At 66.2% G+C, this 18,674-nt stretch carries 4 protein-coding genes; 3 read left to right on the forward strand and 1 reads right to left on the reverse strand.

Annotated features, from left to right (window positions below; translation table 11 throughout):
* Window positions 1-94: 94 nt before the first annotated feature.
* Window positions 95-1,141, forward strand: a complete 1,047-nt coding sequence (locus DSC91_RS02105) for an ABC transporter substrate-binding protein (RefSeq protein WP_373291905.1) — start codon at window positions 95-97, stop codon at window positions 1,139-1,141.
* Between the two features lie 135 nt (window positions 1,142-1,276).
* Here DSC91_RS02105 and DSC91_RS02110 read toward each other — a convergent pair whose 3' ends face one another.
* The gene (locus tag DSC91_RS02110; protein ID WP_115776606.1) at window positions 1,277-3,046 is read right to left on the reverse strand and encodes a cyclic peptide export ABC transporter; all 1,770 of its coding nucleotides are present in this window, start codon (window positions 3,044-3,046) and stop codon (window positions 1,277-1,279) included.
* Window positions 3,047-3,381: 335 nt separating this feature from the next.
* Here DSC91_RS02110 and DSC91_RS02115 point away from each other — a divergent pair, with 335 nt between their 5' ends.
* Window positions 3,382-13,458, forward strand: a complete 10,077-nt coding sequence (locus DSC91_RS02115; protein WP_115776607.1) for a non-ribosomal peptide synthetase — start codon at window positions 3,382-3,384, stop codon at window positions 13,456-13,458.
* Between the two features lie 49 nt (window positions 13,459-13,507).
* Entirely contained in the window at window positions 13,508-18,601 is a 5,094-nt protein-coding gene (locus tag DSC91_RS02120) for a non-ribosomal peptide synthetase (protein ID WP_115776608.1), read from the forward strand.
* The last annotated feature ends 73 nt before the right edge of the window (window positions 18,602-18,674 follow it).

Below are 18,674 nucleotides of genomic sequence, written 5' to 3' on the forward strand. Positions count from 1 at the left end.
GCTCAAGCGGATTTGTGCCGCCACGGCGGTCGCGGTCGCACTGCTCGCCAACGCTGATGCGTTCGCGCAGGGTGGCGCTGACGATGCAACGGCCGTGACACACGCAAGCCGCGCCATCAAGGCAGCAGTCGCGAACAACGCAAGTAGCGCAACTGGCCTTACTCGCGCAAACGGCGAAAGCAGCGCCACTGGCGAAGCCAGGGCGATCCGCATTGGCACGCAAACGCAGCCGGCCTGCACATCGCTCGCCGACAACCCGAGCGTCTCGCAAGCAAGCCCTTCGTTGCCCGCGCGGCCGAAGCGCATCGTCGTGCTCGAATTCATGTTTGCCGAAGACCTCGCCGCGCTCGGCATCACGCCGGTCGGCATGGCGGATCCCGCGTACTACCCGGTGTGGATCGGTTATGACGAGGCGCGCCTCGCCTCGGTACCGGATATCGGCACGCGCCAGGAGCCGAGCCTCGAGGCGATCGCGGCGGCCAAACCGGATCTGATCCTCGGCGTCGGCCTGCGCCATGCGCCGATCTTTGCGGCGCTCGAACGAATCGCCCCCACCGTGCTGTTCAAATACGGCCCGAACTTCACCGAAGACGGCGCCCGCGTGACCCAACTCGATTGGGGCCGAAAAATTCTCCGCACCATCGGCTGTCTGACTGACCGCGAGACGGCGGCGCGTGCGATCGAGGCCACGGTCGACGCGGGCTTTGCGCGCGACGCGCAACGTCTCGCGCAAGCCGGGCGCCGAGGCGAGCAGGTTGCATGGTTGCAGGAGCTGGGACTGCCCGACCGTTACTGGGCATTTACCGGCAACAGCACGGCAGCCGGCGTCGCGCACGCGCTCGGTCTCGACTTGTGGCCCGCGGAGCCGACGCGGGAAGGCACGTCCTATGTCACGTCGGAAGATTTGTTGAAGAAGCCGAACCTCACCGTCTTGTTCGTCAGCGCGACCGAACCCGGTGTGCCGCTCGCCACCAAACTCGATTCGCCGATCTGGCGTTTCGTGCCGGCCCGCAGCGCGGGGCGTGTGGGTCTCGTCGAACGGAATATCTGGGGATTTGGCGGGCCGATGTCCGCGCTGCGGATGGCCGATACGATGACGGAGAAGCTTCTTTCGCTGCCCGTGCCTGCCGCGGGAAAGTAGCCGGATACAACGGCGGGTACAAGCGCATGGGCGCGACTCGGAGGACTTCATCTGTCTCGCCGTCCGCCGGATGTTCAACCCACTGCGCCGGGCGTGCGGTAAAACACGCCCGGCGTTGATTTCAGCTAGCCCAACTTATCCCACTGTACCGTTTGCCACGACGGCAGCATTTTCAACAGCCTGCGTCGCCCCGTAAGTCTCACTGACGATACTGCCGTTATCCAGCTTCAACACGCGATCCGCGAGATGGAAGTAGCGATCGTCGTGGCTGATGACGAGCACCGTCTTGCCGCGCGAGCGCAATTCCGGCAGCAGTTGCTCATAGAACACCGCCTTGAACTGCGGGTCCTGGTCCGCGGCCCATTCGTCGAACAGATAGAACGGCCGGTCTTCCAGATACGCGACGACCAGTGCCAGACGCTTGCGTTGTCCGGTGGAGAGCGCGCGTGTCGAGAAGGCGCCGTTCACCACCTGCACCTTGTGGTCGAGCGCCAGCTTCGCAACCAGTGCATTGGCGCGGGCATCGGCTTGCGCGCGCGACGCGGCGTTCGGATCGACGATGCCCAGCAGCGCGTCGAACAGATGGAAGTCGTTGAAAACGGCGGTGAAGCGCTGCCGGTACGCGGCGCGTTCGGCGAAGCCGACCGGCTTGCCGTCCAGCTCGATCGTGCCGCCTTCCGGTTCGTAGAGACCCGTGAGCACCTTCGCGAGCGTCGTCTTGCCGCTGCCGTTGCCACCGACGATGAACACCAGCTCCCCGGGCCTGAACGTCAGATTGACCGGACCGACGCGGAACATCCGTTCGTCGCGTTCATGGAAATACGAGTGCGTGACGTTGCTGAGCGTGAGCGTCCGGTAGGGCGCGTGCGAGGCGTTTTCATCCGGCGGCGGCGCGGTGCGCAGCGCGCCGAACTCGCTCATCACTTTTTCGATGCGGTCGAGCGACACGCGCGCGGCATTCAGCGTCGGCACGTTGTTCAGCAAGCCGTCCAGCGGCAGCAGCATGAACAGGAACACCACCACGTAGCCCGACGCGGACGGCGCGTCGGCGTGCACGCCGAGCGCCGGCCAGAAGGCGGCGACACCCAGGAACACGTAGAACAGGAACACGATCCAGCCGACTCCGACCGCATAGGCGCTGAACGCCTGGCGCCGGTGGTCGCGCACTTCGTCGATCGCCGAACCGAGCTGACCGTCGACGAATTGACGCGAGCGGGCCTGGTGCAGTTTCAGTTCCTTCGCGCCGGTGAAGAGCGCGCCGAGGTAGCCAAACAGTTTGTCCTGCGAGCGGCCGGCGGCTTCGAGCGAGGCAATCGCCCGCTTGTCGCCCGCGTGATAACCGAGCGAGCCGACCAGGATCGCGGCGACCGCGAGCAGGCAGACCGGCCAGGAGAGCCACGCCAGATAGCCGAGGCAGCCGAACACGATCGAGCCGTGCATCACGAGATTGGGCAGCGCGAAGAACAACATCGACACGTTGGTGGCGTCGTCGGTCAGCACCGATTGCACGGGCGCCGCGCCGATCCGCTCGACGTCGTGCAGTTCGGCCTCGGCGACCCGCCGCGCGACGTGCTCGCGCAACTGCGCCATCGTGTCCTGCGACAGTCGCGCGAACAGCACGCCGGTGATAACGCGTGTGACGAGCGCGATCACCGCGCATAACGCGAAACGCATGGCGAGCGACATGTCGGCGGCGCCGGGTTGCGACAGTGCGCGGCTCAGCGTCGCGACGAGCAGCACGCTCGCGATGCCGTTCAGCACGCAGGCAGTGAGCGCGATCGCGAAGGCGCCGCGCGAGCGCTTGAGCAACGCCACGATCAGGCGCATGGCCGGTTTGCCGGGGGCAGCGGCGGTTGAGGGGGCAGGCGTGGGTGGCGCGTGGTAGCGCTCGTTGGCAGCGGTCATCGGCAGAGGGTCGCAGTGGGTCGCAATGGATCGGGGAAATGTGGTGCATGCGGTGGCGCATGCGGCGGTGCATGCAGCAACGCATGCGACGGTGCATGCAGCAGCGCATGCGGGCGGCACATCGGCGGGGCGCAAAGACACGCCCCTCGCTTGATAGACGAACGGCCGCCGCAAACATTTACCGTCTATCGCTGTGTGTCGCATCAAAGCGATGCAGTCCGAATAAATCGACGGTGACGGTAAAGATTTTCAGGCGCGGATCGTCACACCAATGAAGCGGCCCATTGCGGCCTGCGACTTGGCCGACGCGGCCAGTTCTAACGGATTTCACGCCTATGACGAGCTTCCCGATTGCGTTGCACCATCGAATCCGCGCTTTGGCGCGCATCGAACCCGATGCCCCCGCGCTTGCGTCGTTTACGCCGCATACCGTGCGGCTGACGCGAGGTGAGCTGGACAGCCGCGCGGCGCGGCTTGCCGCACAGTTGCGGGAGGCCGGCGTCACGACGGAGGTGCGCGTCGGCGTATGTGTCGCGCGGTCGTGCGATCTGTTTGTGGCCTTGCTCGCGGTGCTGAAGGCGGGCGGCGTATTCGTCGCGCTCGATCCGCGTCATCCCGCCGCGCGCCTCGACTGGGTCGCGCGGGATGCGGGTCTCGCTCACGGCATTGTCGATGCGTCCGCCGACGCCGCCATGCGCGCGCGTTTCGCGCAGTGCTTCGACGTCGCAAACGACGCTTTGACAGACGCGGACGCAGCGCGTTTCGACGGCGATGACGAACCGGTGCATCCGCGTGCGGCTGCCTACATGATCTACACGTCCGGCTCGACCGGCACGCCGAAAGCGGTGGCGGTCGAGCACGGGCCGCTCGCCGCGCACGGCGACGCGCTTGCTGAGTCGTTGCCGATCGACGGCAGCGATCGTGTGCTGCATTTCGCTTCGGTGAATTTCGATGTCTCGATCGAAGCATGGCTGGTGCCGCTCGCCGTGGGCGGCAGTGTGGTGATCAGCGATCCACCGCCGTTCCCGCCGGAAGCCACGCATGCCTTCATGCTGCGTGAAGGCGTCACCAACACCACGCTGCCGCCTGCTTATCTGCGCGAATTCGCGAACGTTTGCGAGCGCCTTGGCGTGCCGCCTTCGCTGCGCGTGCTGCTGTTCGGCGGCGAAGCGATGTCGCAGGACAGCTTCGACGAGATTCGGCGTGTGTTCCCGTCGGTCCGGCTCGTCAACGGTTACGGACCAACCGAAGCGGTGATTTCGCCGATGCTGTGGCCGGTCGACCCGGATGCGACGCCGGTGTTGGAGGAGAGCAACGGCTTTGCATCGCTGCCGATCGGCTGGCCGATCGGGCGTCGCGTGGCTCGAATCGAGGGTGGAGCGAAGCAAGGCGAGGCAGGCGAACTGCTGCTCGGCGGCGTGTGTCTCGCGCGTGGCTATCACGGCCGGGCGGCGCTTACCGCCGAACGCTTTCTGCCGGACGAAAGCGGCGAGCCAGGCGAGCGGATTTATCGCACTGGCGACCTCGCACGCGAACGCCTGGACGGCTCGTTCGATTATCTCGGCCGCATCGACGATCAGGTGCAAGTGCGCGGCGTTCGCGTGGAACCCGCTGAGATCGCGGCGTGCCTGCTGACGCATCCGGCGATTGCCGATGCGGGCGTGCTGGCCGAGGCAACCGGCGGCAGGACGCAATTGATTGCCTGTGTGGTGCTGAAGGAGGTGAAGGGCGACAAGGTGCCAGGCGGCGCAATGGACGGCGATGCAGCACCTGGCGAAGAAGCTCGCGGTGGGGAGGTGCTCAGTGAAGAAGCACGCAGTGAAGAAGCACGCAGTGAAGAAGCCCTCAGCGACGCAGCATTGCAAGCCCATCTCGCCGCGCATTTGCCGCAAGCGTGGCTGCCGCATCGCTTCGCTCGCTTCACCCGTTTGCCTTATACGTTGAACGGCAAGCTCGATCGCGCTGCTTTGCGCGACGCCGTGGCGGCATTGCCGGCTGCGACATCCGCCGATCATGTCGCGCCCCAAACCGTCACCGAGCAGCGCCTCGCGGGTCTCTGGCAAACGCTTCTGAACGATCCCACGCCGGTTGGCCGCACGGATCGGTTCTTTGCACGCGGCGGCGATTCGCTCGCGGCGATGCAATTGCAGGCGGCCATCCGGATCGAATGGCGCGTGAATCTACGGCTCGACGCCTTGTTCGACGACCCGTCGCTCGAGACGCTCGCGGCGCTGATCGACAGCAGTGAAGCTGAAACGGCTGTCAATCGGCATCAGCAGATCACGGTGCTGCCGCGTACAACCGCCGCGTTCGTCGACCGTGCCGCATCGTTCGCCCAGCAGCGTTTCTGGGTCCTCGCACAGACTCAGGATGCCGGTTCGGCGTACCACGTCGCCGTGCAATGGGACGTGCAGGGCGCGCTCGACCTCGGCACGCTGCAACGTGCGCTCGATTGCCTGATCGAGCGTCAACAGGCCTGGCGAACCACGCTCGTCGAAACCGGCGATGGCGTGGTTATGCAGCGCATTCACGCCGACCTGCCGGTGCGGATTGCTGAATTCGATCTGCACACCGGCAGCGAAGCCGAGCGCGCAGCGCGGCTCGCAGCGTTGACGGAGCAACACGTCGGCGCGGCGTTCGATCTGTCGAATGGTCCGCTCGTGCGAGCCGCGCTCATCACGCTGACCAACAACGCGCAGCGCTTCCTGTTGACGACGCATCATGCGATCAGCGACGGCTGGAGCTCGCGCTGCGCCTTCGATGAACTGCAAGCGGCCTACACTTCGTTCGCCACTGGACGCAAGCCGCAATTGTCCGCACTGCCGGTCCAATATGCCGACTATGCGCAATGGCAACGCGACTGGCTCGCCGCGGGAGAGGGCGAGCGACAGCTCGCGTATTGGCGCGATGCATTGCGCGCCGGGCCCGAGCCGCTTCTATTGCCACTCGACCGGCCGCGCGTGCCGCAACGCGACTATCGCGGTGGCCGGCTTGCATTGCGACTGCCGCAAACGATCTCCGCCGCGGTGCGCGACACGGCGCGGCGCGCGCAGGCGTCGCCCTTTACCGTGCTGCTGGCCGCCTTCGACGCATGGCTTTATCGACTGACCGGCGCGACCGACGTCGTGGTGGCGGCGCCCATCGCGCATCGGCAACGTGCGGAAACCGCGCCGCTAGTCGGCCTGTTCCTCAACACGCTTGCGTTGCGCGCGCGTGTCGCACCAGACCAATCGTTCGCCGCGTTGCTCGACGGCGTGCGCCGCTCGGCGTTCGATGCCTTTGCGCATCAGGACGTGCCGTTCGATCAGGTGCTCGACGCCGTCAAGCCGCCCGTGCGGCGTGGCGAAGAATGGCTCAAGGTGAAATTCGCTCAGCAGTTCGATCTGGAATTGACGGCGGAATTGCCGGGCGCGTCGGTGCGGATGTCGCCGGGACTCGACCTCGCCGCCCGCTTCGATCTTGCACTCGATTTCACCGACGATCCACGCGGCATCGAACTGGTGGTCGCCTATGCGCTCGACGGCATCGATGAAGCGACCGCGCAGGCGTGGCTCAACAGTTATGCGGCGCTGGTCGCCGACGCGGTGCGTGATCCGCAGCGCGCGATTGCCGAACTCGATTGCGCGGACGGGGCTGAATATCGCGCGGCGCGACATGGACGGGCACTTCAGCCCGAGGCGGATAGCGTGCTCGCGCTTTTCGCGCGTCACGCGAGTGCAACGCCGCATCGCGTCGCGCTTGCGGACGCCGGTACGCGGCTTACGTTCGCCGAACTCGATGACGCGTCGGACGGCATTGCGCTGGCCTTGCAGCAACGCAACGTTGGCGCTGAGCAGCCGGTTGCGGTATGCATTGAACGCTCGGTACGCTTCGCGGTTGCGCTGCTTGGCGTGATGAAGTCGGGCGCTTACGCGGTGCCGCTCGATCCGGCGGCGCCGCACGAGCGGTTGGCTGCGGCTGTCGACGCCTGCGGCGCGCAATGGATGCTGACCGCGGGCGGTGCGCAAGCCTCGCTGGCGGTGGGCAATGCCAGGACGCTCGATCTCGATTCACTTGCGCAGGGCGCTTCGCTCGGAGGGCTGAGTGCTGCAGTTAGCGCCAACCCGAATGCCGGATCGGACGCTAGCCTGAAGGCCAACGCCAACGCCAACGCCAACGCCAACGCCAACGCCAACGCCAACGCCCCGCGTGCGGCATCGCTGCCGGATCAAGCCGCCTATCTGATCTTCACATCAGGATCGACCGGCACGCCGAAGGGCGTCGTGATCTCGCATCGCGCACTGGCCGACTATGTCGAAGGCATGCTCGACGAACTCGCCTTTGCCCCCGGAGCTTCGATGGCGATGGTCTCGACGGTCGCCGCCGACCTCGGTCATACGACGCTATTCGGTGCGCTTTGCTCGGGCCGCACGTTGCATCTGCTGCCGGCTCAATGCGCGTTCGATCCCGATCGCTTCGCCCATGAGATGCGCACGCGCGACGTCGGCATATTGAAGATCGTGCCGAGCCATCTGCACGCGCTGCTCGATGCGCAGCAAGCGGCCGACGTGCTGCCCGCGCACGCGTTGGTGACAGGCGGAGAAACGCTGCCCTGGTCGCTTGTGGAACGCATCGCGGTTCTGAAACCGGCGTGCCGTGTCGTCAATCACTACGGCCCGACCGAAGCGACTGTCGGCGCATTGACCTGCGACACGTCCGCGCCGGCGCAAGCTGCATTGCGCTCACGAAATGTTCGCTCATTGCAAGCGGGCCATGCCGCGCAATCCGTACAACCAACGCAATCAGCACAGTCAGCACAGTCGGCCCAAACCACACATACCGCACATACCGCGCAATCGGTGCCGCTCGGCCTGCCGTTGCCGAATGCCTACGCATGCGTGCTGGACACTCACGGCGCGAGCGTGCCTCCGGGCGGGATTGGCGAACTGTATCTGGGTGGTCCAGGCCTTGCACGCGGCTATCTGAACCGTGCCGCCGCAACCGCCGAACGCTTCGTACCGCATCCGTTCGCGCCGGGCGAGCGTCTCTATCGGACAGGTGACCGCGTGCGGCTACGCGCCGATCGTCGGCTGGATTTTCTCGGGCGTCTGGACGATCAGGTGAAAATTCGCGGCTATCGTGTCGAACCCGGCGAGGTGAGCGCGGCGCTGCGCGCGCTCGAAGGCGTCGCCCAGGCGGAAACGCTTGCCGTGGAGCACGAAGGGCGTTTGCGCCTGGCGTCGTTCGTCGCTTCGGCTAACGGTGCGCGTCTCGACGAGCCGGCACTACGCGCTGCAATGGCCGCGCGTCTGCCGGACTACATGGTGCCGGCCGTATTGCTGATCGTAGCCGCGTTGCCCGTGACCGCGAACGGCAAAGTCGATCGCGCGGCATTGCGAGCGCTTGCCGCTACGCCTGCGCCGTCCGCGGCTCAAGTTGATGCGCCGCAGGGAGCGACAGAGGAAACACTTGCTGCGGTCTGGAAGGAGGTGCTCAAAGCCGAACGCGTGGGCCGCGATGACAACTTCTTCGAACTGGGCGGCGATTCGATTCTGGTGTTGCAGGTGATCGCGCGCTCACGCAAACGCGGTGTGCGCTTTACGCCGAAGCAGTTGTTCGATGCGCCGACCCTGGCGCAACTCGCCTGTGTTGCGACAGCGGTAGAGGCGGCGGCACCGGTTGCGTCGAAAGCGCACTCGATGTCACCCGCATCCAAACTACAGGCATCGCCGGCGAAGTCCGAAGCATTCGCGACCCTCACGCCTGCACAGCTGCGTTTCTTCGCGCTGGATATTCCGCGGCGCGGTCACTGGAATCAATCGATCGAACTCGATGCCCAGGCGCCGTTCGACGCCGATGCCTTCGCCAGCGCATTCGAAATGCTGCTGACGCATCACGAGGTTTTCCGTCACCGGTTCGCGCCGGGCGGTTCCCGTGGAGAATGGCAACTCACGTTCGCCGCGCGCGCGTTCGAGGTCCTGCCGTTTGCGGTCGCTTCCGCTCGTGACGAAAGCGATGCGCTCGCCCAGTTCGACGCGCTGCAAAGCACGCTCGATCTGACGCACGGCCCGCTCGTCTGCGCTTTCGCCGCGCTGCTGCCCGACGGAATGACGAAGCTCTATCTGGCGATTCATCACCTGATCGTCGACGGCGTGTCGTGGCGCGTGTTGCTGGACGATCTCGACGCGGCCTACCGCGCAGCGCGCGAGCATCGCACGGTACGTCTTGCCTCGACGGGCACGAGTGCGCAGGAGTGGGCGGCGCGACTCGCTCGCGCGGCGCTCGACGCAACGAATTCGCATGCCGCCGCCGATGTGCCGCGTTCGGCGGAGGCCGATGCAACGAACGTTCCGTTCGCCACCGACATGCCGTATTGGGCCGCACTCGCCGCACCTTGCGACGACTTGCCGCTCGACCATCCGCACGCCAAGGCGACTAACGCAGACGCGCAAACCGTCATTCAGACGATCGACGCCGATCTGACGCGCGCCGCATTGACGGAGGCAAACGCGGCGTACCGCACGCAGATGATCGAATTGCTGATCGCGGCGCTGGCGCAGTCGCTCGGTATGCCTTGCTGCCGTATCGAGCTTGAGGGCCACGGCCGCGAGGCGTTGTTCGACGATGCCGACGTGAGCCGCACGCCGGGCTGGTTGACGAGCCACTATCCGGTGCAGTTCACCGTCGAAAGCACGCCGGCGGCAACGCTCGGTGCCGTCAAGGACGCGTTGCGTGAAGTGCCGAACAAGGGCCTGGGCTTCGGCGTGTTGCGCCACTATGGCGACGCGACGACGCGCGCGGCGCTCGCCGCCGTGCCGCGGCCGCATGTGACCTTCAACTATCTCGGCCAGTTCGACGCACCGCGCGAGGCCGCTTTGGTGCCGCGTTTCGGCGGCGCGGGCTGCGAGCGCGATCCGGCCGGTCCGATCGGCAACGCGCTGGCGATTCATGCCTATGTCGACGGTGACGCAGCCCGCACGCTAAAAATCCATTGGGTGTATGGGGCGACGCAGTTCGAGCGCGCGACGATCGAGACGCTCGCACAGCGTTTCGAAACCGCACTGGCCGGGTTGACCGCCGCCTGCGCGGCGCGTCTCGCGCAACGCGGCGGCGGAGCAACGCCGGGTGACTATCCGCTCGCGCGAGCGGGCGGCCTCACTCAGGCCGCGTTGGAACGCCTGCCGCTCGATCTGCGCACCATCGACGACATCTATCCGCTCTCGCCGATGCAGCACGGCATTCTGTTTCATTCGCTGTTCGCGCCTGAGCAATCGACGTATGTGAATCAACTGGTCGCGACGCTGATCGAACCGGACGTCGAACGCTTGCGCGCCGCGTTCGAAGGCGCCGTGCCGCGCCACGACATCCTTCGCACCGGTTTCACGCCGAACGAAGCCACGCCGGTGCAGATCGTGCATCGCCAGGCGCGCATGCCGGTCGAGATCCTCGATTGGCGGGATCGAGGCGAGGGTGCGCTCGATACATTCGAAACCTGGCTCACCGACGACCGCGCACGCGGTTTCGACCTGACTTCGCCGCCCTTGATGCGCGTCGCGCTGATCCGCATCACGGATGAAGCATGGCGTCTTGTCTGGACCCGCCATCATCTGCTGCTCGACGGCTGGAGCACGGCGCGTTTCTTTGCTGACGTGCTGCGCGACTATATCGAGCCGCGGCGTGCGCAACCGTTCGCCGCACCCGCCAAAACGCGCTACCGCGATTTCATCGCGTGGCTCGCGGCGCGCGATGCCGGGAGCGAGCGCGCGTTCTGGCTGCAACGTCTTGCGCTTATCGAAGAACCGACGCTGGTTGCCGACCGTGAGCGCGAACAGGATCGCGAAAGCGAGCGCTCGAACGTCGGCAGACATCTCACACGCCGCGAATCCATCGACGCCGACACGATGGCACGTCTCACCGAAACGGCGCGCCGCCTGAAGGTCACAGTCAATACGATGGTGCAGGGCGCATGGGCGCTCGCCCTGCAACGGATGACGCACCACACCGCCGTCGCCTTCGGCGCGACCGTGGCCGGCCGTCCCGACGCGTTGCCCGATGTCGACACCGTGCTGGGTCTTTTCATCAACACGCTGCCTGTCATCACCGCGCCGTTGCCGCAACGCTCGGCGTCGGCATGGCTGCAAGCGCTTCAGCGCGACAATGCCGCCGCCGCGGAACACGCGCATACGCCGCTCTACGAAATCCAGCAGTGGGCGGGGCAAGGTGGCGGCGCGTTGTTCGACACGCTGGTCGTGTTCGAGAACTATCCGGTCGATGAAGCGTGGCAAGGGCGCGACGAACGCGCCCTCAAGCTGCGTGACCTGCGCAATATCGAAGCAACCGATTTCGCGCTCACGCTGGTGATCGAAGCCGGCGCGGCGCTCACGATCGACTACGGCTACGACGCCGCGAAACTCGACGCAACCCGGGTGGCCGCTTTGCATCGCGCATTTGCCGCGTGCCTCGCGGGTTTGATCGCCGATCCGCGTGCCCCGCTGGGCACGATCTCGATTGCGACGGCTGACGATCTTGTCACGCTGGCGAACGCCAACGCAACCACACAATCGTGGCCGCAAGCGCAGCAGCAAGCTCTGCATCGTCAGTTCGAGCAGACCGCTTTTGCATCGGCCGACGCAATCGCGCTGGAATTCACCGATCCGCAAGGACGCACCCAGCAGATGACCTATGGCGCGCTCGATGCGAACGCCAATCGGGTCGCGGCTGCGCTCGTCGAAGCAGGCGTTCGGCCGGATACGGCGGTTGCGTTGTGCGTCGAGCGTTCGTTCGATATGGTCGTGGCGCTAATCGGCGTAATGAAAGCGGGGGCAGCCTATCTGCCCGTCGATCCGGACTATCCGGCCGAGCGCATCGCGTATCTGCTCAACGACGCGAAACCAGCGGTCGTGCTGACGCAACCGCATCTGCGCGAACGTGTCGTCGCGGCGGTTGAAAGCACCGACGTCAGGATTCTGACCGTCGACGAGCTACTCGATACCGAGGCGGTGCTCGCCACGCCGGTGGAAGTGGCGCCTGAGCAACTCGCCTATCTGATCTACACATCGGGTTCGACCGGCAAGCCGAAGGGCGCGGGCAATACGCATCGCGCGCTCGCGAACCGGATCGCGTGGATGCAGGACGCGTATGGCCTGCGCGCTGGGGACGTGGTGCTGCACAAGACGCCGTTCGGCTTCGACGTATCGGTATGGGAGTTCGTCTGGCCGCTCGCGGTCGGCGCGAAACTCGCCATCTCGGCGCCGGGCGATCATCGCGACCCGGCGCGTCTGGTGGCGGCAATCGAAACGCATTGCGTCACGACGCTGCATTTCGTGCCGTCGATGCTCGCCGCGTTCGTTGCACATCTGGGCGATTTCAACGCTGCGGCGCGCTGCGCGAGCATCGAGCGGATCGTGGCGAGCGGCGAAGCGCTCGCACCGGAACTGGTGGCGCGTGTCGCACAGCATTTGCCGAAGGCGCGCCTCTACAACCTGTACGGCCCGACCGAGGCGGCCATCGACGTCTCGCACTGGACCTGCGACGCGAGCGATGCCAACGCGATGTCGGTGCCGATCGGTCATCCGATTGCAAACTTGCAACTGCATGTGCTCGACGCAGCGCTGCAACCGCTGCCGCAAGGGGCGGTCGGCGAACTGTATCTGGGTGGCATGGGACTCGCACGCGGCTATCTCGGCCGCGCCGCGCTGACGGCGGAGCGCTTCGTCCCAGATCCGTTCACGCGAGGCGCGCGTCTTTATCGAACCGGCGACCTGGCCCGCCGCCGCGCTGACGGCGCGCTCGATTACCTCGGCCGCATCGATACGCAAGTGAAGCTGCGTGGCCAACGCGTCGAGCCAGGCGAAATCGAAGCCTTGCTGCGTGCGGAGCCGGGCGTACACGACGCGGTGGTGATCGTGCGTGACGAGCAACTGATCGGCTATGTCGCGCGGGGCGTGGACAGTACGCTCGACACGCAGGCCCTGCTCGCTGCATTGCGCGCCCAGTTGCCCTCGTACATGGTGCCCGCGCAACTGATCGAGATGGAGGCGCTGCCGGTTACGCCGAACGGCAAGTGCGACCGTCATGCGCTGCCCGCGCCGGTTCGTAGCCTTTCGTTCGGCGAGGGCGCACTCGCATCGTTGCAAACCGATACCGAACGCGAACTCGCCGCGATCTGGAAACGCGTGCTGCGTCTGGAGGCGGTTGGCCGCGACGACGACTTCTTCACCCTTGGTGGTCACTCGCTGCTCGCGACGCAGGCCAACGCGCAGGCCAATCTGCATTGGACGCTGATCCTGCCGCTGCGCACGCTCTTCGACGAACGCACGTTGCAGCGCTGCGCCGCGGCGATCGATCGTGCACTGGCCGAGCGCGATGCGGGTGCCGGAGAGGACACCGCGAGCGCGATCGACGCACTCCTCGGCGAATTCGAACTGCAATAAGCCGCCACGCCCGACCAGCACTGAGCATTGAGCACTGAGACAACCCAGCATGACGACAGCCAAACCGGATCTGCTTTCCCTCGCGACACGCTTCGCGCTTTTGCCGGACGCGCAGCGCAAGGCTTTTCTCACGAAGCTCGACGCAGCCGGCATCGATTTTCGCGTGCTGCCGATTCCGCCGCGCGCCGGGCGAAACGCGAGCGTGCCGGCTTCGTTCGCGCAAACGCGACTGTGGCTGCACGCGCGCATGATCGACGAGCCGGCGGCGTATCACATCACCGAGCGTTTGCGGCTCGACGGCGCGCTCGATGCTAACGCTCTGCGTCTTTCGTGCGACGCGTTGATCGCACGCCATGAAGCATTACGCACGATCTTCACAGAGGGCGCGGACGGTGTGTTGCAGACCGTGCATGCGCCGTCGCGCTGCCCGTGGCATGCGAGCGACGTGAGCACGCTGCCCGTGCATGAACGCGAGGCTCGGGCGGCCGTCATTGCCCAGGCCGATGAAGCGCAGGCCTTCGATCTGTCGCTCGGTCCGCTAATGCGCGCGCATTTGATCCGGCTCGACGCGACGACGCATTGGCTTGCGCTGACGACACATCACATCGTGTCGGACGGCTGGTCCGCGGACGTGATGCTCGCGGAGTTGGCGTCGTTCTATCACGCGTATGCGAAGAGCGAAGCCGTGTCGCTGGCGCCGTTGCCGATTCAGTACGCGGATTACGCGCTGTGGCAGCGCCGCTGGCTCGATGCCGGTGAGCGTGAGCGTCAGTTGACGTTCTGGCGCGAGCGGCTGGATGCGAGCCGCGATGTGCTGATGCTGCCTGGGGCCGCGCCGCGTCCGGCGCAACGGAGCGCGCGCGGCGCGCGGCATCGGTTCGCGCTGGACACTGCGCTCGTCAAGCAGGTCAAGACACTCGCCAATGCTCAGCGCGCAACGCCGTTCGCGGTGCTCCTTGCGGCACTCAACGCTTTGCTCGCGCGCTCATCGGGCGAGGCGCAGATTCAGATCGGCGTGCCTGCTGCGAATCGGGAACGCGGCGAAGCGGCCGGCCTCATCGGCTTCTTCGTGAACACGCTGACGCTCGCGAGCCCGGTTCCCGCCACGCAATCATTCGCCGCGCTGGTCGGTGCGACCCAGCAAACGCTCATCGACGCCCAATCGCATCAGGACGTGCCGTTCGAACAGGTGGTTGAAGCGCTCGGCGTGGTGCGTAGCGCGAGCCACCATCCGCTGTTTCAGGTGATGGCGGCCTATGGTGCGCGTCGCCGCCTGCCTTCGCTTGCGGCCGTTCGCATGACCGAGTTGCCGTCAGGCGCACCGTTCGCCAAGTTTGACCTGACACTGAGTTTCGAAGAGCGCGACGACGGTTCTGTCGACGCCTACTTCATCTACGCGCTCGACCTCTTCGCAGCGGATGCGGTTGAGCGGCTCGCCGCGCGTTTTATCGAATTGCTGTCGAATGCGACGGCGGCGCCCGGGACGGCGGTTGGCGATCTGCAATGGCTGCCCGAAGCGGAGCGTGTCCAGCTGAATGCGTGGAACAGCACGGTAGTCGATCATCAGGATGCCTTCACGCCGGTTCATCGGCGCGTGGCGGAGCATGCCCACGCCCGCCCGCACGCGCGCGGTGTAGCGGATCTCGAACGTTCGCTCACGCGCGGCGAAGTCGACGCGCGCGCGACGCGCCTTGCACAGCGGCTCGTCGCGGCCGGCGTGAGCGCCGAGATGCGCGTCGGGGTGGCGCTCGGCCGCTCGGTCGATCTGCTGGTCGGCCTGATTGCCGCGCTGAAATCCGGCGGCGCGTTCGTGCCGCTCGATCCGAGCCATCCGCGCGAGCGTCTCGCACAGATTCTCGACGATGCGCAAATCACCCATGTCATCACCGAGCGCGCCAGCCTGGCCGCGCTGCCGGCATCGGAGCGCTTGCGCCTGTGGTTGATCGACGAGGAACCGCAGCGTGACGATCCATCGTCTGCATCGATCGTGTTGCCGGCCGTCTCGCCGCACCAGGCGGCCTATGTGATCTACACCTCGGGTTCGACCGGCAAGCCGAAGGGCGTCGTAGTCGATCATCAATCGTTTGCGCGGCACTGTGCGGCGATTGCAGAGCGTTACGGTGCGGGTGAGAATGACGTTTTCCTGCTGTTCCAGTCGGTCAATTTCGACGGCGCGCACGAGGGCTGGTTCTCGCAGTACATGTCCGGCGCCGCGGTGGCGATCACCGCCGACACGCTCTGGCCGCCCGCGCAAACCTGCCGGATGATGGTGCGCGAGGGCGTGACGATGACCTACGTGCCGCCCGGTTGCGCGACGCAGCTTGCCGAATGGGCGCTCGCGCACGGCGCGCCACCGACCTTGCGATCGCTGACGGTGGGCGGCGAAGCGACGTCGCGCGAAGCCTTCGCGCTGATGCGCCGCGCGTTTCCGAACGCGCGCATCGTCAACGGCTACGGGCCGACTGAGACCGTCATCACGCCGATGCTGTGGATGTTCTATCCCACCGACGACGTCGCGAAACTCGCCGACAGTGCCTATCTGCCGATCGGCACGCTGGTCGGCGCGCGCTCTGCACACGTGCTCGATGCCCGCCTGAATCCGCTGCCGGTCGGCGTGATCGGCGAGCTGTATCTGGGCGGCGAGGGCGTGGGCGTCGCACGCGGCTATCTGGACCGTCCTGCGCTTACCGCCGAGCGCTTTGTGCCGGACCCGTTCGGAGCGCCCGGCGCGCGGCTCTATCGCACCGGCGACCTCGTCAAGCGGCGCGCGGATGGCGTGTTCGACTTTATCGGCCGCGTCGATCATCAGGTGAAGCTGCGTGGCCTGCGTATCGAGTTGGGCGAAATCGAGGCGCAGCTCGCGGCGCATGACGATGTGCGCGAAGCCGTGGCGATCGTGCACGGCAAGGGCGCGCAAGCGGCCCTGGTGGCGTATGTCGAGCTGAGTGCCGAAGCGCGCGAGCGCACCACACGGGCGGACGCCGCCGAGCTCGACGCGCATTTGCGTCACACGTTGCCCGATTACATGGTGCCGGCGCATATCGTCGTGCTCGATGCGTTGCCGCGCAATGCCAACAGCAAGGTGGATCGCCCTGCGTTGCCGGAGCCGCAGCGCGTCGCAAGGGCGTATCAGGCGCCTGCGGCCGGCCTCGAAACGGCGCTCGCCATGATTTTCCGGGAAGTGCTGGGGGTGGAGCGTGTCGGCCGTGGCGATCATTTCTTCGAACTCGGTGGACATTCGCTCGCAGCAGTTCGCGTGGCGACGCGCGTGGCCGAGCGGCTCGCGCGAGATGTGCCGGTGCGTACGCTCTTCGAAGCGCCGATCCTTGCTCAATACGCGCAGCGGGTGATGGCGGCGGAGCGGAGTGAGGCGGTAGTCGAGGTGAATGTCAAGTCTGGATTGCAGTCGGAAATGCAGTCGGAAATGCAGTCCGAAATGCAGTCAGGATTCGCGAGCGGTGCGGCGAATCCGCTCATGCCGGCCGGAGCGCCGGGCGTCGTGCCGCTGTCGGCAGCGCAATTGAGCCTGTGGTTCTTGTGGCGGGCGCAACCGGACAGCGCGGCCTACAACATTCCTGTCGCGCTGCGTCTGCGCGGGCCGCTCGATATCGATGCACTGCGTGAAGCGTTTGCCGGGGCCGCCGCGCGGCATCCGGCGTTGCGCACGCGTCTCGTCGAACGTAAAGGGGAATTGCCGGGCCAGCGGATTGTGGCGACGGCGTCTTTCGAACTGCCGGTGGTCGATCTATTTCCGCTCGGAGTTGCAGACACGACAGACACCGCAAACACCGTAAGCGCCGCCCTCGAGGCCGCCGCCGCTGCGCTCACCGACGAAGACGCGCTGACCCCGTTCGGCCTGCTCGACGACGCGCCGCTCTGGCGCGTGCGGCTATTACGTCTCGGCGCGCACGATCATGTGTTGTCGCTGGTCGTGCATCACATCGTGTCGGACGGACAATCGATCGATCTGTGGCTCGAGGAAGTCCGCACGATCTATGCGGCGATCGTGCGCGGTGCGTCGCCTGCTGTCCCGGTCACGTCTTCGTCTTTGCCTCATGCGCTGGTGCTGCCTGTCGCCGCGCCGCGCGCGCGCCTGTCCTTCTGGCGCGACGTGCTTGCCGACGCGCCGACGCATGTCTTGCCTTCACCGCCTTCGGGCCGATCCGCGGCGCCGCGCTGGACCGCAGGCCGCCTCGCGTTCGAGTTCGCCCCGGACGTGGTGCGCGGTGCCCGCGCGATGGCGCTTGAAGTCCATGCAACCCTGCCGATGCTGCTGCACGCCGCGCTGAACGTGGCGTTCTATCGTGCGACCGGTGCGACTGATCAGCCGGTCGGCGTTCTTGCGTCGACACGTGAATTGACAGGCGAGGCCGCGCGCCGCGCGCTCGGGCTCTTCATCAACGCGGTGGTGGTACGCACACGGCTCGCGCAAACGGACACGCCCGCCACGCTGCTGGCTGAGGTTCGCGACGCGGCCCTCGCGGCTTATTCTCACGCGGATACGCCTTTCGCCGAGGTGGTCGCGGCGTCGCGCGCGCCGCGCCCGGAACCCGGCAATCCGCTGTTCTCGGTGATGTTCAACTACCTGCGCCCCGCCGGAGCGGCAGAGCGCGACTGGGCCGGTCTCACGCTCGACGATTTCAACGACGTGCGGCATCGCGTGGTGTTCGAACTGGAGCTCGATGTGGTCGAGCATCCGGATGGACGTGTAACGGGGGCGTTTTCGTATGCGGATGAACTGGTCGACGGTCGCTTCGTCGAGGCGTTGACGTCCGACTATCTGAACGTCGTGCAGCAGTTCGTCGATGCGCCGCATGAAGCGCTCGGCGCGTCGCCGGCGCGATTCGAACTGGCAAAGCCTGGCGTTGCGGCAGACGCGGCTATCCCGCAAGCATCTCACGGCGAAGCCAGGCGACACGCCGAGGCGCTCGAACGCGTCTGGAGCGATCTCTTCGAAGGCAACACGCCCGCGCATCACGACGATCTGTTCGAAGCCGGGGCGACTTCCTTCGACATCGTGCGCTTCGTCGACGCGGCACAGGCAGCCGGCCATGCGCTGTCGATTGCCGATGTCTTTGCCGCGCCGACCTTCGCCGCACTGGGCGCGCGAATCATGGCGCGGGCCTCGGCCGTTACCGAGTGATGCGATGCCGATTAAAGCCCGCGCCTCTCTACAAACATTTTTCTCCGGCCAGCGCATCCGGCGCGCCGGTTCA

It is taken from the genome of Paraburkholderia caffeinilytica (assembly GCF_003368325.1).
Classification (GTDB): domain Bacteria; phylum Pseudomonadota; class Gammaproteobacteria; order Burkholderiales; family Burkholderiaceae; genus Paraburkholderia; species Paraburkholderia caffeinilytica.